The organism is Nocardia sp. NPDC057455 (genome assembly GCF_042802775.1).
Taxonomy (GTDB): Bacteria; Actinomycetota; Actinomycetes; order Mycobacteriales; family Mycobacteriaceae; genus Nocardia.
Map to the genome: position 1 here is coordinate 17,934 of NZ_JBHVDM010000040.1, position 20,741 is coordinate 38,674.

Annotated in this window: 21 protein-coding genes; 10 read left to right on the forward strand and 11 right to left on the reverse strand. The window is 66.4% G+C overall.

Annotated features, from left to right (window positions below):
* The first annotated feature begins 72 nt into the window (after positions 1-72).
* Positions 73-1,023 carry an alpha/beta hydrolase gene (locus ACFU5M_RS17980; protein ID WP_379050260.1) on the forward strand — a complete coding sequence of 317 codons (951 nt, stop codon included), beginning with the start codon at positions 73-75 and terminating at the stop codon, positions 1,021-1,023.
* A gap of 70 nt (positions 1,024-1,093) precedes the next feature.
* Here ACFU5M_RS17980 and ACFU5M_RS17985 read toward each other — a convergent pair whose 3' ends face one another.
* A complete protein-coding gene (locus ACFU5M_RS17985) occupies positions 1,094-2,173 on the reverse strand; it encodes an ADP-ribosylglycohydrolase family protein (RefSeq protein WP_379050263.1) in 1,080 nt (359 codons plus the stop codon).
* A gap of 253 nt (positions 2,174-2,426) precedes the next feature.
* Here ACFU5M_RS17985 and ACFU5M_RS17990 point away from each other — a divergent pair, with 253 nt between their 5' ends.
* Positions 2,427-3,077 carry a TetR/AcrR family transcriptional regulator gene (locus ACFU5M_RS17990; protein WP_379050265.1) on the forward strand — a complete coding sequence of 217 codons (651 nt, stop codon included), beginning with the start codon at positions 2,427-2,429 and terminating at the stop codon, positions 3,075-3,077.
* Positions 3,078-3,099: 22 nt separating this feature from the next.
* Here the strand turns inward: ACFU5M_RS17990 and ACFU5M_RS17995 are convergent, their stop codons facing one another.
* From ACFU5M_RS17995 to ACFU5M_RS18010, 4 genes are all read right to left on the reverse strand, one after another.
* Positions 3,100-3,984, reverse strand: a complete 885-nt coding sequence (locus ACFU5M_RS17995; protein WP_379050268.1) for a metal ABC transporter permease — start codon at positions 3,982-3,984, stop codon at positions 3,100-3,102.
* A gap of 25 nt (positions 3,985-4,009) precedes the next feature.
* Positions 4,010-4,744 (reverse strand): metal ABC transporter ATP-binding protein, encoded by a 735-nt coding sequence (locus tag ACFU5M_RS18000; RefSeq protein WP_379050271.1) that lies wholly within the window; start codon positions 4,742-4,744, stop codon positions 4,010-4,012.
* Positions 4,741-5,685, reverse strand: a complete 945-nt coding sequence (locus ACFU5M_RS18005; protein ID WP_379050272.1) for a metal ABC transporter substrate-binding protein — start codon at positions 5,683-5,685, stop codon at positions 4,741-4,743. Before ACFU5M_RS18005 ends, ACFU5M_RS18000 begins: the two co-directional genes overlap by 4 nt.
* Positions 5,686-5,770: 85 nt before the next feature.
* Positions 5,771-7,018, reverse strand: coding sequence for a cytochrome P450 (locus ACFU5M_RS18010; protein ID WP_379050274.1), 1,248 nt, complete (start codon positions 7,016-7,018; stop codon positions 5,771-5,773).
* A gap of 231 nt (positions 7,019-7,249) precedes the next feature.
* Between ACFU5M_RS18010 and ACFU5M_RS18015 the strand changes: the two genes are divergently transcribed.
* Positions 7,250-8,614 (forward strand): flavin monoamine oxidase family protein, encoded by a 1,365-nt coding sequence (locus ACFU5M_RS18015; protein WP_379050275.1) that lies wholly within the window; start codon positions 7,250-7,252, stop codon positions 8,612-8,614.
* 17 nt (positions 8,615-8,631) lie between these two features.
* Positions 8,632-9,522 carry a class I SAM-dependent methyltransferase gene (locus tag ACFU5M_RS18020; RefSeq protein ID WP_379050278.1) on the forward strand — a complete coding sequence of 297 codons (891 nt, stop codon included), beginning with the start codon at positions 8,632-8,634 and terminating at the stop codon, positions 9,520-9,522.
* Between the two features lie 6 nt (positions 9,523-9,528).
* Here the strand turns inward: ACFU5M_RS18020 and ACFU5M_RS18025 are convergent, their stop codons facing one another.
* The 3 genes from ACFU5M_RS18025 to ACFU5M_RS18035 all read right to left on the reverse strand — a co-directional run bounded on the left by ACFU5M_RS18025 (position 9,529) and on the right by ACFU5M_RS18035 (position 12,380).
* On the reverse strand, positions 9,529-10,350 hold the full coding sequence (locus ACFU5M_RS18025; RefSeq protein WP_379050280.1) for a DUF1206 domain-containing protein: 822 nt from the start codon (positions 10,348-10,350) through the stop codon (positions 9,529-9,531).
* Between the two features lie 307 nt (positions 10,351-10,657).
* Entirely contained in the window at positions 10,658-11,581 is a 924-nt protein-coding gene (locus tag ACFU5M_RS18030; protein WP_379050282.1) for an NADP-dependent oxidoreductase, read from the reverse strand.
* Between the two features lie 73 nt (positions 11,582-11,654).
* Complete coding sequence (locus ACFU5M_RS18035; protein WP_379050284.1) at positions 11,655-12,380, reverse strand: SDR family NAD(P)-dependent oxidoreductase; 726 nt, start codon at positions 12,378-12,380, stop codon at positions 11,655-11,657.
* A gap of 105 nt (positions 12,381-12,485) precedes the next feature.
* Between ACFU5M_RS18035 and ACFU5M_RS18040 the strand changes: the two genes are divergently transcribed.
* Together ACFU5M_RS18040 and ACFU5M_RS18045 are read left to right on the forward strand one after the other, a co-directional pair.
* Positions 12,486-13,325 carry a LysR family transcriptional regulator gene (locus ACFU5M_RS18040; RefSeq protein ID WP_379050287.1) on the forward strand — a complete coding sequence of 280 codons (840 nt, stop codon included), beginning with the start codon at positions 12,486-12,488 and terminating at the stop codon, positions 13,323-13,325.
* A gap of 752 nt (positions 13,326-14,077) precedes the next feature.
* Positions 14,078-14,380: a hypothetical protein gene (locus ACFU5M_RS18045; protein ID WP_379050289.1), complete on the forward strand. Its 303-nt coding sequence runs from the start codon at positions 14,078-14,080 to the stop codon at positions 14,378-14,380.
* 160 nt (positions 14,381-14,540) lie between these two features.
* On the opposite strand, the gene ACFU5M_RS18050 is transcribed toward ACFU5M_RS18045, so the two are convergent.
* Positions 14,541-15,359, reverse strand: a complete 819-nt coding sequence (locus ACFU5M_RS18050) for an alpha/beta fold hydrolase (RefSeq protein ID WP_379050292.1) — start codon at positions 15,357-15,359, stop codon at positions 14,541-14,543.
* 156 nt (positions 15,360-15,515) lie between these two features.
* Between ACFU5M_RS18050 and ACFU5M_RS18055 the strand changes: the two genes are divergently transcribed.
* The gene (locus ACFU5M_RS18055; RefSeq protein ID WP_379050294.1) at positions 15,516-16,262 is read left to right on the forward strand and encodes a helix-turn-helix domain-containing protein; all 747 of its coding nucleotides are present in this window, start codon (positions 15,516-15,518) and stop codon (positions 16,260-16,262) included.
* Between the two features lie 140 nt (positions 16,263-16,402).
* Here the strand turns inward: ACFU5M_RS18055 and ACFU5M_RS18060 are convergent, their stop codons facing one another.
* Positions 16,403-16,606: a hypothetical protein gene (locus ACFU5M_RS18060; RefSeq protein WP_379050295.1), complete on the reverse strand. Its 204-nt coding sequence runs from the start codon at positions 16,604-16,606 to the stop codon at positions 16,403-16,405.
* 372 nt (positions 16,607-16,978) lie between these two features.
* Here ACFU5M_RS18060 and ACFU5M_RS18065 point away from each other — a divergent pair, with 372 nt between their 5' ends.
* Positions 16,979-17,596 (forward strand): hypothetical protein, encoded by a 618-nt coding sequence (locus ACFU5M_RS18065; protein ID WP_379050297.1) that lies wholly within the window; start codon positions 16,979-16,981, stop codon positions 17,594-17,596.
* A gap of 166 nt (positions 17,597-17,762) precedes the next feature.
* Here ACFU5M_RS18065 and ACFU5M_RS18070 read toward each other — a convergent pair whose 3' ends face one another.
* A complete protein-coding gene (locus ACFU5M_RS18070; RefSeq protein ID WP_379050298.1) occupies positions 17,763-18,236 on the reverse strand; it encodes a DUF488 family protein in 474 nt (157 codons plus the stop codon).
* Positions 18,237-19,476: 1,240 nt separating this feature from the next.
* Between ACFU5M_RS18070 and ACFU5M_RS18075 the strand changes: the two genes are divergently transcribed.
* On the forward strand, positions 19,477-19,923 hold the full coding sequence (locus ACFU5M_RS18075) for a helix-turn-helix domain-containing protein (RefSeq protein WP_379050300.1): 447 nt from the start codon (positions 19,477-19,479) through the stop codon (positions 19,921-19,923).
* Entirely contained in the window at positions 19,923-20,444 is a 522-nt protein-coding gene (locus ACFU5M_RS18080; protein WP_379050302.1) for a hypothetical protein, read from the forward strand. Before ACFU5M_RS18075 ends, ACFU5M_RS18080 begins: the two co-directional genes overlap by 1 nt.
* Positions 20,445-20,741 lie beyond the last annotated feature (297 nt).

Genomic DNA, 20,741 nt, shown 5'->3' on the forward strand with positions numbered 1-20,741 from the left:
TTCGACGCCATGATTGCCGAGAAACGTTCCGGTACAGGGAGTGCCGTCGGCGCAGATGGGTACAACAGAATAGTGAGTGCTTCTAAGTATTTGGGCGCGCTCGCCAGCGCGCTGGCGACCGTTGTCGCAGTATCCGTCTTCGCCGTTCGACCTGCCGCGGCCGAGCCGGTGCGCGCACACGTGGTCGGACAGGTTCCTCTCGGCGGCTCGGCCTCGCAGATCGATGTCTACTCGCCGTCCATGGATCGGGTGGTCACCAATCGGGTGATCCGTGCGGCGGGGGGCGGTCCGGCGCCCACCCTGTATCTGCTCACCGGCATCGGCGGTGGAGTCGACGGGATCTCGTGGTGGGACGACACCGACGTCCGCGAGTTCTTCGCCGACAAGCGGGTCAACGTGGTGATGCCGGTCGGGGGCGCCTACAGCATGTACACCGACTGGCTCGCCGACGATCCGGCGGTCGGACGCAACCGGTGGCAGACCTATCTCACCCGGGAACTTCCGGCGACCCTCGACGCCGAACTCGGGACGACCGGGCGCAACGCGATCGCCGGGGTGTCGATGAGCGCCGGCTCCGCGATCGACCTCGCGATCCAGGCGCCCGAGGTGTACGACGCCGTGGCGGCCTACAGCGGGTGCCCGTGGGCCGCGGACGCCGCGGGCGCGGCGATGGTCAGTGCGCAGGTCATTCGTGGCGGGGGCAACCCGGGCAATATGTGGGGTTCGCCGGGTGACGCCGTCTGGCGGGCACATGACGCTTTCGCCAATGCGACCGCGCTGGCCGGGAAAACCATCTACTTGTCCGCCGCTTCCGGCACTCCGGGCGCGATAGATCGCGGCCTGCCCTTCCCGCCGCTCGAGGCGATCGCGGGTTCCTGCACGGCGGCCTTCGCCGATCGTCTCGCGGAACTCGGGCTACCGGCGATCCACGTCAACCGCTCGGAGGGCTCGCACACCTGGGGCCAGTTCGAGACGGACCTGCACGACTCCTGGCCGCACCTGGCCCGCACGCTCGGTGCGTAACGGTCCCTGACGAACCGTCGAGCACTCCTCCTCTTCCACCCCGGGGCGGAGCCGCGGCGACTGATCGTCATCACAGGCCTTCGTCGGAGGGGTAACGCTCGGCGAGCGCGGACCGGTCGCCGAGACCGAAGTGCATGACGAGATCGTCGGCGACCCGGACCAGCACGTCGCGCCCCTCGACCGCCGCCGCCCACTCCATCGGCAGCCCCGAGACACCGTGCACGGCGCCGATCAAATTGCCCGCCACCGCACCGGTGGAATCGGAGTCGCCGGAGTGGTTCACCGACAGCAGCAGCGCCGCGCGCACATCGCCCGTCCTGGCCGCGTACAGAGCGCAATACACCGCGATGGCCAGGCACTCCTCGGCGATCCACCCCTCCCCGATTCGCTCCACCTGTTCGGCGGAGACCGCCTCCTCGGACAACTCGACCGCCCGGGTCAGCGCTTCCACGGTTTCCGCGCTCGCCGGATGAGGCCGAAGCTGATCGACGGTCTCGCGCACCGCGATCGGCAACTCGATGCCGTTCACCACGCGATCGATGAGTGCCGCCGACGCACCCGCGGCGAGGTACCCCGTGGGATGTCCGTGCGTCAGCTGGGCGGCCCGTGCCGCTGTGCTGAAGGCCTGATCCGGCCCCACACCGGCCAGCCCGAACGGGGCGGACCGCATCACCGTGCCGCAGCCCTTCGAATGCGCATTCACCGGTCCGGGTTCGCCCAGCGCCGCCGGCGCGACATATCCCCGCGCTTGCTGATTCAGACCGGACAGACAAGCGTTCCCCGGTGCGCGCACCGCGTACAGGAAAGGCAGACTCGCCAGCCACCCGTCGACATAGGGTGCGGGCTCCTCTTGGCGCTGGGTCTGCAACCAGCGCAGATAAGCCCGGCGCAGCGCGGGCACCGGATCGGCGCCCGGCTGCGAGCGCAGCAATCCCTCCGCGGTGAACAGCGTCATCTGGGTGTCGTCGGTGATCTGCTGCGGCGCGTCCACGGCATGCTGCGGCAGGAAGCCCGTCACCCCGTCGTCGCCGTAGCGCTGCCTGATCTGCTCCAGCCGCAGGAATTCGATGGGCCACCCCAGCGCGTCCCCCACCGCACCGCCCAGCAGGGAGCCACGGACCCGATCGAAAATCGTCGTGTAATCCACCACGAGACAGAATCATCGCGCATGCGGCGCGCGGTCCACCACCACGGTGCGGGCCAGGCCGGTCCGGTGCCGCATCGGTGCTGCGCAAGAAGGTCAGGGCTGCCGGGACGCGCCGGCTGTCGAGCCAGCCGCGCCGGTTCGAGCCGGTCGTCTCGGTCGAGGTCAGTGCGAATCACCACCCGTACGGCCCGTCGGCCGACGGCGCGGGCCTTCCCCGGTTCGCCTGCGAGAATGCGGGAACCGAAAGGAGTCGCCCATGGCCCGACCGCGGCGGCCGCTACTGACCCGCGACCGCATCATCGAGACCGCGCTGGCCCTCGTCGACGCCGAGGGCCTCGCCGCCGTCTCCACGCGGCGGCTGGCCACCGAGCTCGGCGTGCAGGGGCCGTCGCTGTACAACCACGTCCGCACCAAGGACGACCTGATCGACGCCGTGGTCGACGCCGTCCTGGGCGAAGTCGACATCTCGATGTTCGACGGGCTGTCGGCCCGGAATCCGGACTGGCGCTCGTCGCTGCGCGAGTGGGCGCGCTCCTACCGCACCGCGATGGCGGCGCACCCGAACATCGTTCCCGCGCTGGCCGGCGGTCCCGGTCATCGACCGAACGCCTTGCGGATGGCCGACGCGGTCTTCGGCGGCCTTGTCGCGGCGGGCTGGCCGCGCCGCGAGGCCACCACCGTCGGCACGGCCATGCGCTACTTCCTCACCGGAGCGTCACTGGGATCGTTCGCCGCGGGCTTCCCCTCCGACGTCGCGGTCTACGCCGACGCGTACCCGCATCTGCACGAGGCGCACCTGGTGGCCGAGCGGCAGCAACGCATCGATCGGGACTCCTTCGAAGTCGGTCTGGACTCGCTGCTCGACGGGTTGGAGAGTCGATACCGGCTCCTCGCCCGGAGCGGGTAGCTCGAACGCCGCCGGGGAGTCCTCACTCCGGAATGCGCACCGAATCCGCATCCTCCCACCGACGTGCCGCGAAGATCCGCCGCCCGAGCACACCTTGGCGGGGCGCGAACAGGTACACGGCCGTGAAGACCAGGCCCTGGACGACCACGACCATGCCGCCGGGAGCCGTGTCCAGGTGGTAGCTCAGGTACAGACCCGCCACCGCGCAGGTCACCGAGACGGAGGGGGCGATGATCAGCATCCGGCCGAAGCGGTCGGTGAGCAGGTAGGCCGTCGCGCCCGGGATGATGAGCATGGCGACCACGAGGACCACGCCGACCGCTTGCAGCGCTACCACGGCGGTGAGGGCGAGCAGGCCGAGCAGTGCCGTACCGAGCAACCGGGGGCTCAGGCCGATGGCGTGCGCGTGCGTGGGGTCGAAGGCGTAGAGGGTGAAGTCGCGACGTTTGACGACGAGCGCGGCGAGGGTGATCGCGGCCAGGATCACCACCTGGACCAGCTCGCCGCGGCTGACGCCCAGCAGGTTGCCGAACACGATGTGGTTGAGGTCGGTCTGGCTGGGCGTCACGGAGACGAGCACCAACCCGAACGCGAACAGCGTCGTGAAGACGATGCCGATGGCGGCGTCCTCCTTGATCCGGCTGGTGTCGCGCACCACGCCGATCAACGCCACCGCCAGGAACCCGAACACGATCGCGCCCACCGCGAACGGCAGCCCAAGGATGTAGGCCAGCACTACGCCGGGCAGCACGGCGTGCGAGACGGCGTCCCCCATCAGCGACCATCCGATCAGCACCAGCCAACAGGACAGCACCGCGCACACCAGCGCCGCGGTCACGGTGGTGGCCAGCGCACGCACCATGAACTCGTAGCGCAAGGGGTCGGTGAATATTTCGGTGAAGCTCATGCGTCCGTCCCACACTCGGCCGGGCTCACACCCGGTTCATCACATCCAGGCCGAACGCCCTGGCCAAGTTCTCCGGGCGCAGCACCTCCTCGGGGCTGCCCTGGGCGAGCACCGTGCGCATCAGCAGCACCGCCTCGTCCGCGAGGCCGGGCAGGGCGTGCAGATCGTGCGTCGACACCAGGATGGTGGCGCCGTCGCCGGCGAGCTCACGCAGCAATGCGGTGATCGTGGCCTCCGAACGCTTGTCGACCCCCGCGAACGGCTCGTCGAGCAGCAGAACGGTCGCGCCCTGTGCCAGGCCGCGCGCGACGAAGGCGCGTTTGCGCTGCCCGCCGGACAATCGACCGATCTGCCGGTCGGCGAGATCGGTCAGTTCCACGCGTTCCAGCGCCTGCGCGACGGCCTCGCGATCGGCCTTGCGGGCCCGGCGGGTGAGACCGAGCCTGCCGTATCGCCCGGTCATCACCACCTCGCGCACCGACAACGGGAAAGTCCAGTCGACGTCCTCGCTTTGCGGGACGTAACCGAGGATGCCCGCCCGGCGCGCCGCGACGGGGGCGCCGCCGCCGATCCGCACCGTCCCCCGGTCGGGTCGCGCGAGACCCATGATCGTTTTGAACAAGGTCGACTTACCGGAGCCGTTCATCCCGATGAGACCGCACACCTGCCCCGGATCCACGGTCAGATTCACATTCTCGAGCGCGGGCACCTCGCCGTAACGGACGGTGACGCCGCGCACCTCGATCGCGGGCGCGCTCATGGGCGGTGACCCGTCAGCGCGGAGCCGATCGTCTGCGCGTCGTGCCGGATCAATGCCAGGTAGGTCGGCACCGGACCGTCTGCTTCCGACAGCGAATCGACGTACAGCACGCCCCCGAACGCCGCGCCGGTGGCCTCGACCACCCGGCGCATCGGCGCGTCCGACACCGTGGACTCACAGAACACCGCGGGTACCCGCTGCCCTCGGACGAAGTCGATGGCCGACGCGATCTGCTGGGGCGTGGCCTGCTGCTCGGCATTGACCGCCCAGATGTACTTCTCGGTGAGTCCGGCGTCGCGGGCCAGATAGGAGAAAGCGCCCTCGCAAGTGACCAGAGCGCGCTCGTTCGGCGGTAGGGCGTTCAAGGTGCCGGTCAGTTCGTCCTGCACCGTGCGCAGCTCGGATTTGTACCGCTCCCCGTTGGCGCGGAAATCGGCCGCGTGGGCGGGCGCGAGCTCAGCGAACGCGCGCACCATGTTGTCGACGTAGATCTGGGCGTTGTGCGGCGACATCCACGCGTGCGGGTTCGGTTTGCCCTGGTAGGCGTCCTCACGGATCGGCAGCGCGGTGATGCCGTCACTGACCACGACGTGCTTGACCCGCAAGTCGGAGACGAACTGGGCGAACCACGCCTCCAGGTTCAGGCCGTTGTCCAGGATCAGATCCGCCTTGGCCGCCTTCTTGATGTCGCCCGGTGTCGGCTCGTAGCCGTGGATCTCCGCACCCGCCTTGGTGATCGACTCCACCGTCAGGTGCTCGCCCGCCACGTTCCGGGCGATGTCCGCGAGCACCGTGAACGTGGTGAGCACCACCGGCCGGTCGCCGGCTCCGGCCTCCGTCCCGGCGCAGGCGGTGAGAGTGCATGCCAGGGCGCTCACCGCCATGGCCGCCACCCATCGGCGCGGAGACAGAGCGAGCACGCGGTGGAGCCGAACCTTCATGCACAGAGATGATAATGTTCGGCGTCCCGAACTTTCAAGTTCGATTTGATGAAACAACCGCTCGTTACGTCCGGCCGCCCGCGGCCTACAGCAGCGGCAGCGGCGGGGACTCCGGGAAGACGACCGGCAGAGCGGTCAGCGCTCGGTGGAACGGGCCGGGACGCCAGGTCAGCTCACCGAGCGGGACCGCGAGGCGGATCTCCGGCAGGGCGTCGAGCAGCTGGTCGATCGCGTCCTGGGCGATCAGGTAAGCCAGGGAATTCGCCGGGCACGCGTGCGGACCTCCGCCGAACGCGAGATGGGCGCGATTGCCCGCGTATCGTCCGGCGCGGATCGCGGGATCGGTGTTGCAGGCGGCGATGCTGATCACGACCGGCTGATGGGCGGGCAACCAGACGTCGTCGATCAGGATCGGTTGCTTCGGGAAGCTGAAGCAGAAGTTGGCCATCGGCGGATCGTTGAACAGCACCTCGTCCAAGGCGTCCCGGGTCGACAGGCTGCCACCGAGCACACTGCCGCCGAACCGCTCATCGGTGAGGATCAGCAGCAGCGTGTTGACGATCAGATTCTGCTGGGGCTCGATGCCCGCGCCGTACAACGTGCCGAGTTGATGCACCATTTCGGTGTCGCTCAGCCCGGCCGGGTGCCGCAGCATGCGCGAGGTGATGTCGTCACCGGGTTCGGCCCGTTTCAACACGGTCAGCTCCCCCAGCGAATCGATGAGCATCTTGTTCCCGCGCTCGGCCTCGACACCCTCGAAGATCGCGGCCATGCCGGTGGCGGCGCGCTGGGCGATCTCGGCCGGGCAGCCAAGCATGGCGTTCAGCACCGCGAAGGAGAGCGGAAAAGCATACTGGCGCACCACATCCGCGGATCCGTCCGCGCAGAACGAGTTGATCAGCGGTGTCGCCAGCTGCGCGACCGTGTCGCGCAAGCCGTACAGGTCGATCTTCTCCAGACCGGCGACATTGGCTTGCCGGTAGCGGGCATGCTCGGCCCCGGCATTCCGCAACGCGTTCGGCCGCCACTGCATCATCGGCAGCACCGGGCAGTCGGCGGCGATGTCCTGCTGCCAAGTGCGGGGGTCGGCCGGAAAGTGGTCCGGGTCGTTCACGATCCGCACGGCGGCGTGATACCCGATCACCAAGGTCGCCGGTACGCCGGGCGCCAGTTCCACCGGCGCCAGCGAGCCGTACCGCGCCCGCATCTCACGATAGGCGCTATGCGGGTCCGCGGCGAATTCGTTGGAATACAGGAGGATCCGCGGGCCGTCGGTGTCGATCGGCGAACCATGCGGCGCGCGGCTGTGCGCGGAGGACGGGGACATCGTCATCGGGGGGCTCCAGGCGGTCGGACAACAAGATCCGAAGCCTAGGCAGCTTGCCGAGCGTCCGTACGGCAAATGACTCGAGATGACCGGCCAGCGCAAGTTGCTATAGAATTGCCCGAGATTCGACGCGTAGACCTGATCGAAGGCGAATCGCACCCGCTGTGCCGAGTGCGCCGATCGAGCGCAGGTAACACGGCGGCCGTGCGCGTTACTGCGACCCGAGGACGGCACGCCATGACAGATGTCGACTTTTGTGTGATCGGCGGGGGATTCGCGGGACTGACGGCCGCGCTGCGGCTGAAACAAACGGGCCGATCGGTAGCGCTGCTGGAAGCGCGGGACCGGCTCGGGGGGCGCACGTTCACGCAGGTACGCGACGACGGGTCGTGGATCGATCGCGGCGGCGCCTGGATCGGACCGGGTCAGGACCGCGTCCAGGCATTGATGACCGAGTACGGGGTACCGAGCTACAAGCAGTACACCGACGGCGAGGCCATGATGGTCATCGACGGCAAGCAGCACCGCTACACGGGCACGATCCCGTGGACCATGAGCCCATGGGCGGCGATGAACCTCGGCGCGGTATTCCTCGAACTGGGGCATATGTGCAAGTCGGTCCCCCTGGAGGCGCCGTGGTCGGCGAAGAAGGCCGACAGGTGGGATCAGGTCAGCTTGGCGCACTGGCTGGAAGGCAATGTCCTGTCCAAGCCCGCGCACGATTTGCTCGAGACGGCCATAGCCGGCTGCTACACATCGGCGGCCTCGGAGGTGTCGTTGCTTTTCGTGCTGTACCAAATGGCGTCCGGCGGCGGACCGAGCTTCGTCCTCGGCGTCAAAGACGCGGCGCAGGACGCGCGGCCGGTCGGTGGCATGGGCGCGATCTACCGGCCGATGGCCGCCGAACTCGGCGATTCGATCCACCTGTCACAGCCGGTGCGCTGCATCCATCAGGACGACGAGGGAGTCATGGTCCGCGCGACCGATATGACGGTGCGCGCGCGCCGGGCGATCGTGGCCGTTCCCCTCGCGATCGCCGGCCAGATCTCCTACCGGCCGATGTTGCCCGTCGATCGGTCGTTCCTGCATCAGCGCATGCCGAGTGGCTCGATCATCAAGGTCTCCGTCGTGTACGACGAACCGTTCTGGCGCGCCGACGGCCTGTCGGGGCAGTCGGTCGCCCCGGACTCGCCGGCCACCATCACCATCGACGCGTGCACGGACACCGGGCGCCCCGGCGTGCTGTGCGTCATCGTCGAGGGGCCCATCGCTCGACAGGTGGGCCGGCTGGACGAAGCCGGACGACGCGGCGCGATACTCGGCGCACTCGTCGAGCGGTTCGGCCGCCAGGCGGGCTCACCCGTCGACTACATCGAGCAGAACTGGAGCGCCGAGCGGTACTCCGGCGGCGGGATGCTCAGCCACGCGCCGACCGGCGTGCTCACGCAATTCGGCCACGCGCTGCGCGAGCCGTGCGGCCGCATCCACTGGGCGGGCACGGAGAGTTCCGCGGTCATGTGCGGCTGGATCGACGGGGCCATCCGCTCCGGCGAGCGCGCGGCCAGCGAAGTCATGGAGCACGAGACCGCAGTGGTGGGCTGAGGGGTAGGGGTGCGGCTATGCGAACCGATGGAGACGTTTGGGACATCGTCAGTAGTGTCGGGCTCACCGCGTTGGGGGTGGCGACGTTCCGTGCGCTGGAGGCGGCCTCCCCCGATCCCTTGATCCGCGACGACTACGCGCCGATGTTCGTCGCAGCCGCGGGCCATCCGCATTTCACCGGCTTGTTGGCCGATCCCTCCCCGCTCGCGGACACACCGCTGGTCCCCGGGTTCATGGGCTTCCGAACCAAATTCTTCGACGAGTTCTTCCTGTCGGCCGTCGCGGACGGTGTCCGGCAAGCCGTGATCGTCGCGGCGGGGTTGGACGCGCGGGCGCACCGTCTCGACTGGCCCGCCGGTACCACGGTGTTCGAGATCGATCAGCCCAAGGTCCTGGCGTTCAAGGAGAAGGTTCTCACCGACAACGGCGCCCGACCGAAGGCCGAGCGGCGCACGGTGGCGGTGGATCTGCGCGCGGACTGGCCGGCCGCACTGCGCGGCGCGGGCTTCGATCCCGGTGCGCCCACCGCATGGTCTGCCGAGGGACTGCTGCCTTATCTGCCCGGCGCGGCGCAGGACAGATTGTTCGAACACATCGACGAACTGTCCGCACCCGGCAGCCACCTCGCCGTGGAGAGCTTCGTGACGGGCGTCGACGTCAAACGCTTCGCGAGCATCGAAACGAAGTACTTCGACCGCTTCAACCCGTTCGGCGACATCGACCCGGCCGAACTGTTCTACGACGACGAGCGGGCCGACCCCGCGCAGTGGCTGTCCGGCCACGGTTGGTCGGTGCGCGGCTTCAGTCCGAGTGAGCTGGCCGCGTCCTACGGACGCTCGGTCCCGGACCTTCCCGAGGAACTCGACGACCTGTGGCGGCAACCCCGGCTCCTGACCGCCGTGCGCTAGCCGGGCCTACATCTTCGCGCTGCGAGCCATGACGAAGCTGTAGAGCCCGTAGGTGATGATGCCGAGCCCGGCAATGAGGAGCAGGGCCACGCCGAAGGGTTGCGCACCGAGCGTCTTCAATGCTCCGTCCAGCCCGGCGGACTTGTTCGGATCGGATTTCGTGGCGGCGAGAATCACCAGCAACCCGACCGCGGCGACGGCGAGCCCCTTCGCGATGTATCCCACGGTGCCGAGCCGCCGCACGAAGGCGCCCTGGCTCCCTCGGAGATCGTCGAGGAAGTTCTGGCTCGCTCCCTTGTACACGTGGTAGCCGCCCACCCCGATGATGATCAGCCCGCCAACGACCAGAGCGATCGTCCCCGCCGTGTGCTGCATCAGACGCGCGGTGAGCCCGACGCTCTGGCTGCTGCTGGATTGTCCACTGCCCTGCGCGAAGCGGAAGGCGGTAATCGCGAACGCGATATAGACAACCGACAGCGAAAGCGCCTTGACCCGGTCGAACACTTCGGACTTCACGCTGTCGGAGCCCGGCTCCGACGCCTTCCCGAAAACCACCTCCGCCAGCCGCCACAGCGCCATCAGCACGAACGCGACCACGCCGATCCAGAGGGTGATCACCCCACCCGGCTTATCGGCCAGCTCGGCCATCGCCCCCGATTGATCGGCGCTACCTCCGCCACCGAACGCGAGCCGGATCGCGATGTAGCCGATCAGCAGGTGGACCAGGCCGGACATGATGTAGCCCGCGCGGGCGAACCGGGCGAACAGGTCGTTCTGGGCGATCCGACCGGCGGTGGACGAGGCGGGCGAAAGATTTGTCTCGGTCATGATGCTTCTCCATACGGGTGCTGCGGCACGGGGGCCGGTCACAGAACATCGACCGGTTACCCAGATAGGCCGGGAAAGCACCCGGTACCGATCGATCCGATGGTCGTTGTCGGTTGCGTCGATCAGCATTCGCTCGCGGAATGCCGAGCAATCGCGTGCCACTCGCGCGCCGGCATGGGCGTTGACGAACCGATCGAGTTCGCTGCCACCACGTGGCCGCACGCCTCCGATACAAGTGTCACCACATCCACCATTACCTCGCCCACATCGTCGTACAGCGGAGCGGGCTGCATTGTGTTGGTACAGGTCAGGGCTCGAGCACGATTTTGCCGTGGGTGTGTCGGCGTTCGAGTTCGGTGTAGGCCCGGCGGACCTGTGTCAACGGGTAGACGTTCGCGATAGGAACTTCGAGGTGTCCTTCGGCGATCAGGGCGGCCAATTCGGCGAGTACCTCGGCACCCGGCCTGGCGTTGGTTCCGGGTTCGGTCTTGACTCCGTACTTCGCGGCCGCTGCGAAATCGGCGATGGTGTCGATCCGCTCGACTGCGACGCCGAGGGCAAGGGCCAGTTCGACGTACCCGCCGCCGTGGGTGTCGATGAAGGCATCGATGCCGCCCGGTGCGGCGGCCTCGATCCGCTCGATGGCGCGGTCACCGTATGCGACCGGGATCACGCCGTGGCTTTGCAGCCACTCGTGGTTGTGCCGGCTCGCCAGGCCGATGACTGTGGCTCCGGCACGGCGAGCGAGCTGAACGGCGAGCGAGCCGACTCCTCCGGCTGCTGCGGAGACGACAACGGTCTCCCCCTTGTCGAGTTGCACGGAATGTACTGCCCCCCAAGCGGTCACCCCGGCGACGTACAGGCCGCCTGCCACCGCCCAAGGGACGCCGTTCGGTTTGGGTGTGAGGTTGTCGACGTCGACCAGGACCAACTCGGCCTGCGCGGCCCGCTTCTCGGAGAACCCGATCACCTCGTCGCCGACCGAGAATCGGTCGACTCCGGCACCGACCTCGGCGACAACCCCGGCGAGATCGCTGCCTTGCCCGGACGGAAACGTCGAGGGAAAGATGCCGGCCATCGCACCGGTTCGAATGGCCGCCTCACCGGGGTTGATGCCTGCCGCCTTCACCCGAACCAGGACCTGCCCGTCGTCAGGCACGGGGCGGTCGACATCGTCGACCCGCAACACCTCGATTCCGCCGAACTCGTCGTATCTGACTGCCTTCGCCATGGTCTTGCTTCTCCTCCGGTGCGCGACGCGCGGCTGATCGCGATAACGGGAATGGTGGGCACCGGTGTGCCCGTCACCAAGGCACCGTTCCGGCGTCGTCGAAGAATCCGCCGGTCGGTCCGTCGTCGGGCAGGGTCGCGAGGCGAATCGCTATGGCCGCACCCTGTTGCGGTGTACGGACGCCGCGAAAGCCGTTGAGGTCGGTGGCGGTGAAACCGGGACAGCCGGAGTTGATCAGGATGTTGGTATCACCCAGTTCCTTGACGTATTGGATAGTGAGGGCGTTGAGGAAGGTCTTCGAGGCCGAGTAGGCAGCGGGAACCTGGCCCAGGTCGATGCCGGGCGTGGTTTGCAGCGCGAGCGAGCCGACGCTGCTGGACATGTTGACGATCCGCGGTGAGGCCGAGGCGCGCAGCATCGGCAGCATCGCGTTGGTGACCCGGATGACCCCGATCACGTTGGTTTCCACGACAGCTCGCACGGTCGCGGGATCGACCGTGGCCGGTGTCTGCGGCATACCGCCGGTGATCGCGGCGTTGTTGACCAGAACATCGAGCCCTCCGGCATGGTCGGCGATCGAATCGGCCGCCGCGGCCACACTTGCGTCGTCGGTCACGTCGAGCGGCACACCGAACGCATCGGTCCCGGCCGCGCGCAGCTTCTCCACCGCGGTGTCGCGGCGTCGCCGATCGCGCGCGCCCACACCGATTCGCCAGCCGAGCGCGCCCAGACCCGCGGCGATCTCGTATCCGATTCCCTTGTTCGCGCCGGTCACCAGCGCAATCGCCTGTTCACTCACACCGCCGATCCTGCTGCGGCTCCGGGTGCGGCGTCCAAGACCGATCGGGTGGGCGGCGATACCGCACGGGTATTGGTCGTGGTCACCGCCGGATACCATGACCTGGTGGAGACGCGGGAGATGCGATACTTCGTCGCCGTCGCCGAGGAATTGCACTTCGGGCGGGCGGCACAACGGCTCGCGATCGCCCAACCACCACTGTCGCGAGCCATCCAGCAGCTCGAACGGCGGCTCGGAGTCGTCCTGCTGCACCGCACCGCTCGCGCCATCGCCTTGACCGAGGCCGGGGCGGTGCTACTGCGGGAGGCCCGGACCGCGCTCGACGCGGTCGAAGCCGCCGAGCGGCGAACCCGCCGTGCCGCGGCCGACCAGCCCGGTGTGGTGCTGGCCACCAAGGCCGGAGCGGCCAGCGAACTGTTGTCGAAGCTGCTGCACGCCTACGCCGCCGAACCGGGCGCCGTGGCAGTCGAGGTGATGCTGTGCGGGCCAGGCCAGCCGGAAAGTCTGCTGCGCAACGGGCGTGCCGACGTTGCTCTGCTCCACCGGCCCTACGACACGACAGCCGGATTCGACACCGAGGACCTGCACACCGAACAGCAGGTCGTGGTCCTGCCTGCGAACCATCCCCTCGCCAACCGGACGCATGTGCCGTTGGCCGAGATCAACACCCTGACGAACCCACCCCTGCCGCGCTGGCCTGGACGGGATGGCAGCTATCCGGACGGCCCCGGCCCGCAGGTGCGCGACCATACCCAACTATTCCAACTGATCGCGCTCGGCCTGGCCTGCGCGGTCGTGCCCGAGTCGCTGCGAACCCAGCTACGCGACGATCATGCCGTCGTCCCCGTGCCAGACGCACCGGCCGTCACGACCGTCATCGCTTGGCCACCACACAGCAGATCCAAAGCCGTTGCCGACCTCGTCCACACCGCGACACGCCTCTAACCGACACCACTGTTCGCCGGCCGTATCGAACCTCACCAATCTTTCGGGATACATCCGGAAATGCCGCATTCGGGCGCACCGAAACTCGGCTGTGCACTTTCGGATGCAGGGATCACCACACCCACCGGCCTATCCGATACGAACCAGGATGCAAACCGTGGGGTTCCGTGAGTCGGGCCAAATAAAACAGGTCAGGCCCGGTTGAAAACCGAGCCTGACCTGATGTTCTGTGGAGCTAAGGGGACTCGAACCCCTGACCCCCACATAGAGCGTCATGCGCTCGTCGGCCCGGACAGGATCGGTGTGGGGAGCCCAACCCCAACGATCAGCCCGGCGCGGCGACCACCGTGATCGGGTAGGTACGTTGTCGAATTCGCGAATCATGCTCGGCTGCAACGGAATTTCGACGCCTGATCGCAACTTTCTGCGGAGGCCGAACCGCGCGGCGCCTCTCCGCGGGTTACCCCGAGACCAGCAGCAGGTACTCGACCCCCGCTGATCGTTGATCAGAACGTCAAATCCCCCGACGGACGACAGGAAAGCGGCCCGGTTCACCGCGCCGAGATGGTCAGGAGCACGGAAAGAGCACTGACCAGCACAAAGGGGAAACCCGCCGCCGGTGCCGCCTTCAGTTCTCGAACAATCGCCTCTCGGCAAAGCCTGATACCGATGCCACCTCGACGACGAAAGCGCGGGGTTACCGGTGGGCACCGGATGGTCAGCGGGAGTCGCCGTGATGACGACACTCGAGCGTGCGCAATGGCACCCGGCCGAAGCCGCCCGGCGCCCAACTCACCCGCGAGGTCGGCGAGCGGGGATACCCCGGTACCCGACGGCAGGTTCAACGCTATCTGCGTCGTCGCCGCACCAGGACCGGCAACATGCCGGTCCCCGCGCCGCGACCGCCGTCGGTCCGCGACATGACCCGATGGATCATGACCGATTCGACCAACCTCACGGCCGACGACACCACCAGCCTGCACCGGCTCGGTAAACGCAGCAAAGTTCTGAGCCGGTTGGCGAACCATGTCGAGGTCTTTGCGGTCTGCGCCTGAGACCGCAGAAAAATAGCGTGCCAGGCCGTCAACAACAAGCGCGACCGACCGGTCTGTTGCTTGACAGGTGCAGAGAAAGCCTGCGCTACGCACCGACCGGAAGTTCGTGGTTGAACCAGGTGGAATACTAATTGTTGCTGTCCAGGGCGTTCGGGACGATCTAGAGTGCGCGGTCGAGAATCAAGCGGGCGAGGGCGTCGCGGTCCTCGAGCATCGCGATATGCCCGACTCCGCGAAGGTATTCCAGCTTGGCGCCCGGCACCGCCTCATACTGGTGCGCCGATGCCGGGTCCCAACGGGGGTCGGAATCCCCGAAGATCACGAGGAGGGGCTTTCCGGCGTCGATGAGGCGCTGGGGCACGGTCCGCTCGGCGATATAGTCGCCGTTGGCGGCGAGGATCGCGCGGAAAGTTCGATAGGACGTCCTTCGCAAGTCGGCCAAAGCCCCGTCGGGCACCGTGATCGGAGCCGCCGCTGTCGCTGCCAGTCCGCGCCGGATCATCGAGTCGGTACGGATCGCCCACACGAGCCGACCGAAGGGCGGCGAGGCGAGTACCCGGATGATCGCCGGCTCGGGGAGAAGCGCTGCGTGACTCGGCCCCGTGCTGAGCAGGACCAGCTCGCCGACCAGGTCTGGACGACGCTCCACGAGGGCGGTAGCGACGTACCCTCCGCTGGAGTGGCCGACCACCTTCAAATTTCGGACGCCGAGCTCGTCCAACACCGTCGCAGTCCGATCCGCCTGCTGCGGAACGGCATACGTCGACGCCGGCGTGGACTGGCCGCATCCCGGAAGGTCGATCGTGATCACCCGGTACTTCGTGGCGAGCGACGGCACCACTGGCGCCCACATCGAACCGGTTGCGCCCGAGCCGTGGATGAGTAGCAAGGGCGGTGCCGCCGGGTTCCCGTCGATGACGACGTGCAATCCGCGGACTGTCGTGTCATCGCGTGTCTGGGTGGGACTCGATTCGCTCATACCGACAGCTTCGTCGCCGGCTCGTCACGCCGTATTGGACGAATGTCACGTTCTCCCGCTCCGGCTAACCTGGGGTGCATGACCGCAACGGGCGGATTGGACTGGAGTCGGGTCGACGTCGCCGTCCCGGTCCGACTACCGACTCCGGGAGTCCGGATGGCGGGTTTCCAGTACCACGACGTTGGTCCCGTTGACATCACGATGATCCCGCATCCCTTGGTTACGCTCCTGCTCGATCTCAGCGAGCACGGAGTCGTCTACGACGTTCTCGGGCGCCCGGTCACGGGGAACGCGATCGTCGGCCTCCATGCCGGCGCCTTGCGCATCACCAGCGCAGGGGTCGGCGACGTCCTGCAGATCCGCGTGTCCCCCGTCGTCGCCGCAGCGATTCTCCGAGACATCGACATCATCGGCGGCGCCGTGACACCGCTGCCGGAACTGTGGGGCAGCTGCGCTGCCATCTTGACCGAGCGACTCCGCTCGACGCCGTCGTGGGACGACCGGTTCGCAATCGCAGCCGCGTTCCTCCAAAGCCGGGTACCTCGCGGATTCGTTGTAGCACCCGAGATCGCGTACGCCTGGGACCAGATCGTCCGCACCAAAGGCCTGCTCCGCATCGAGACCCTTGCCGCAGAGACCGGCTGGACCCGCCAGCGACTCTGGTCTCGCTTCCGGACCCATATCGGGGTCTCGCCCAAGCATGCATCCGAACTCGTCCGCTTCGACCATGCCGCCCATCTCCTAGCGACAGGGCGCTTGCCTGCGGATGCCGCCGTCGAGGCCGGCTACGCCGACCAATCCCATCTTCACCGTCGAACCAAGGCGATTACCGATATGACTCCCACCGTCGTCGCGAAGGCACCGTGGCTCGCGATCGACGAAGTCGCCTGGCCGACAACCTGATCCCGCAGCCGAACGAAAATCGACGGTCTATCCGACGGGCACATGAGGATTGGAGTGAGCACACTCGTCCCGCGAGGTCAGCATGCGGTCCCGCCAGATCTGCTGGGGTCGCGATCCTGTTGCGAGCTGGTCTGCTCCGTTCAGACTGCGCTTCGTGCCGAAAACGCCCCAAGTGCACGTATGGCCTCCGCGGTCTCCCGCTGGGCTTCCGCCTGCGCGAGGGCAGCATGTGCCTGCGCCTGAGCGATCACGTTCCGCCGCTCCGCTCCGCTGACCGCCTCCCCGGCGGTGAGGCCACTGAGTAGTGCCTCGGCGCGCTGCTTGTGAGTGGTGTAGTCATCCATCGGGCGATTCTCGCACCCTGCCCCCTCGTGGGCGATCCACCCCCGCACGCTCATCGGAGTACCACCTCGAGCCGACGGCAGCGGTCCCCGGGACTGCGGCGTCGAGTCAAGCCCTTCGTCGACAGCGACAGTCCCGCGCGGCGCAGAGATAGTTCTCGGGGCGAGCGCACGGCCGGAGTGACCAACATCTGTGAGATGGCGGCGGGGCTGCCGACAGAAATCCCGGCTGATGAGAGCGCGTTTGGCGCGGTTTCGCCCGTTTCGAGTCGCGTTCCCAGTTACGCTGGCTTAATGGGGGCCAGCGAATTACCAAGCGCCACAAGTGCGACGGGCCTCAGGCAACCTCGTGCAGGGGACGAGACCGTAAAGGTCATGATCACCGTCAAGACCTACCCGAACCCGAGCGACACATACGGCGAGACCGTCTGCGTGGCGGGCGTCAGGCTCGATCGGGAGCGTCCCGAGTGGATCCGTCTCTACCCGGTGAAGTTCCGCAACGAGGACTTCGACAAACAGTTCAAAAAGTACGAGATCCTGCGCCTCAACGGCACATACAGACAACCCAACGACAACCGCCCTGAGTCGTTCCGCCCGCGCCAAGACGAGCTGGAACACATAGAGCTGCTGGACACAAGCAACAATTGGCAGCGGCGCAGGATGAACCTCGACGGTCTCATCGGCGCCGCTACCATGTGCGGGCTCCTCGCACAAAACCCTATCGGCGGCATGGGCACCCCGTCACCGTCGCTCGGACTCGTCAAACCGACCGACGTCGAGGTCAGCGTCGTCGCCGGAGACCCTGGTCCGCAGCGGAGCGGGCAAAGATCGACAAGTCGTCGGCTCCGGACCTGTTCGGCACCTCGCTCAGACCGCTGGAACCCGCACCATTCGCTGTGCGATACAAGTACCGCTGCGAATCGTCGAAATGCCGCGGCCACGACCAGAAAGTGCTCGACTGGGAGGCAGGCCAAGCCAGCCGACGCTGGCTGAAGTCCCACGGTGCCCTCCGAGCGCACGAGATACTCCTCCAGAAGTGGCGCGACACAATGCTCTCACCTGACCGCGATGTCCACTTCTACGTCGGCAACCAGAACCAGCACCGCCGATCCTTCTCCGTCCTCGGCGTCTGGTACCCCAAGACCGAACTCGCCTTGTTCTAGACGTGTACCACCGCCGCGTTGAGGCGGGCTTCGAGCAGTCGATGCACCACCATGTCACGATGGCACTCGGCATGGTCGTGCTCAAAGCACAGCAACGCCACCACACCACCATCGAGAAGCTCGGACACGTGCGCAAGAGCGTCCGTCGCAGCGGCACTATCGAGTAAGTCGTGATACCGGGCGCGGGATTCTGGCTCACCGGCGCGGAAACCATCCCGATTGCTCTTCGGATTGCCGAGTGCACGGTGGTGGACGTAACCGATGCCCACCGCAGCAAGAGCCTCGGCGAGCTTCGTCTTCGACAACCCAGGTTTGCGGCTCAGCGGAGTCAGGCGTACATCGACGAGCACCTGGACGTCTTGTTCGACGAGCTGGGCGACGAGATCGTCGATGGTTTTCCCCTCGTAGCCGATACTGACGAGGGTTCCTTCGGCGGCGTCGTAATCGGCGGCAGTGTCAGAGGCTCCCATAGGTTCCTATGGTGCACCAGCCACTGCGATGTAGCGCGATGGACCCAAAAGCGCGCCCGAATCACGACCACAGCTCAGTCCGACCTGCCACAATGACTCCCGGTCCCGGCCATACACCCGGATCAGGTCCCACCGTTCCGCTGGTAGCACAACGGCAGAGCCATCATCAACAAATTTTCAGGGCCAAACCGGGGGGTAAACGGGGGCCAGGTCCAATAGAAAAGGTCAGGCCCGGTCTAAGACCGGGCCTGACCTGCTATTTCTGTGGAGCTAAGGGGACTCGAACCCCTGACCCCCACACTGCCAGGCATGGGCGCGGGCGATGGTCAGCGTAGATCCGGTAGTGGCTCGCATGTTGGGCAAGCGGTGGAGATGCACAACTGTCGTCGTTGTTGTCGTCAGAACTGTCGTCGCCACCCGCTGCGGACTGATGCTGTCAGCACTCCTGGGGCGCCCGTCGCCTTGCAGGTGCATCCAGCATTGGGGTGGCGAGGACGACTCGGAAGAGTGATCATCAGTGTTTCGCGCTCGAAATCGTTGCGAGTACGGCAGGATTGAGACAGCGATAGGACCATCGCCTTGCGAGGGTCGGCGAACCGTCAAGGGGGCTGGGAGAGCGGCGTGACTGTTCAAGACGATTCTGCGGTCCTGACCTCACGTATCCATCAGTCTGGGTGCCCGTGGGCGTGGAGCAATGAGTGCGAGGAGCATTTCGCGCAGCTCCACAGGGAGGACCAGGCCGCCTACTTTCACCTGGTTGCGTTAGCGAAGCGTGCCTTCGAGCAGGGCCTTCCGGCGACGTCCAACAACGAGTTACCACGGGCTCGGAAGGCCACACATCGGTGTCCCGTGGGTGCCCGGGTGATGGAGCTAGAGGGAGTGAGGTTTGGGGACTCGCGCCCGCTGCCTTGGGCGGGTGAGCTCTATGCTGAATCTCACGATCAGAAGAGTATGTACCGTCTCTACTTCGTTGAGCGACGCCCCGACTGGCATGCGCCAACGGACCTGATCGTGGGGGGTGGTATCGGGAAGAAGCCGGTCAGCGACACGACCAGGTGGACTAGCGCTGACCAGACCCGGGACATCCACGAGGCCATGGACTCGGCGGTTCAGCGGTGTGAGAGCAACTCAAGCAAGTGGCGCCGATGGGACTCAAGGTAACGATAACGTGCTAGTTTGCGGTATAACGCATGCAACGATCAGGTTGATCAGGCATCCTAGAAGGGGAGAGGAGAGCGCGATGGGTGTACCGATGTTCCCAGGGATCAGTAACCCGACCACCAACGATCTCCTTGGCTTGGAACTTGCCGAGGAGCAGGTCAACTTTATACACGAGTTGCGAGCTATCCGACTGAAGCATGAAATGTCCGTATCAGCCGTAGCTGAGCTTATGGGCGTTGATGCGGCACAGGTTTCACGCCTGGAAAGCGGTTCGACCAATCCTACGATGTCCACTATTCGGCGCTACGCGCAGGCGATTGGAGCAATCTTCCGCATAAAGTCCGAGCCTTGGCATGTTGAGAAGGCTCGGCGCGTCGAGGACGCTGCTAGCACGGTTCAGGTCATGCAATTCCTGACGTCGATTCCTGCCGATGCGCAACATCAATTGCGGCCTGTCAAGCCATCTCTTCCCGAAACTGCGCCGACCACTTCGGGCTGGGTGCGGTCGTCCGCGAGGGCTAGCTAGTGGGCGGCGAGCAAGGCTCTGAACATCAGATGCCGTTGTTCGCTGTCAAGCTGGTGCGGGTTGAAACTCTCGGCGTGCGAGCGGAGCGATGGGACGGAGAAGCTGACGTTCCGTCCTGGGTGCTGGAGCGCGACCACGATGGCTTGAGTGTCTCGGTTCGGTCTATGTCAGATAGCCAGGTGGGGGTGACTTTGTCCATCCTTGCCCGGGAGGATGGTTCTTGTGCGGTTGAGACACAACTTGCTGCCATCTACTATGTCGCCCTCCTCGCGGAGGGGGAAGAGCCCCCGGAACAGGGCAACATAGAAGACACCGCAGAATTCCTGAAAAATCTTGGAAAATCGGTTCTTTTCATCGCCAATCAGGGCATCGAAGATTTGGTACCATTTGTGCGGGAATTAGTGCATTCAACTTCCGGGCGCATGAGGCCAGGGAAGCCGATCGTTGTAAGTCACATTCCGCCCTTGACCGAGGATGCCGAAATGGTCGAACATACTAACATCTATTCGGTCGAACCGTAAGCCATTGAATCGGTGACTTCCTCAATCGCGCGAGTGGACCCCGGCCCTGCTGTGTGATGGCCTGCACCAAGAGGCGGGCTGGCTGCGCCTGCCCCTTATCGGCCTGCCTTTCGCGCGTAGAGGCTCCGGGGTCAAGAGTGGCGATAGCCATCACGCAGTGACGCCGTAGGCGCTCTTGACGCTGGAGGGGCGCGTGAACACAATGCAGGCCACCACACAGCAAGGCCAAGCGGCCGAAGGACGCTCAGTAGTTCGGCAACCGTGAGAATGGGGGCCGGAGCCCCCTCCGGGTCAGTA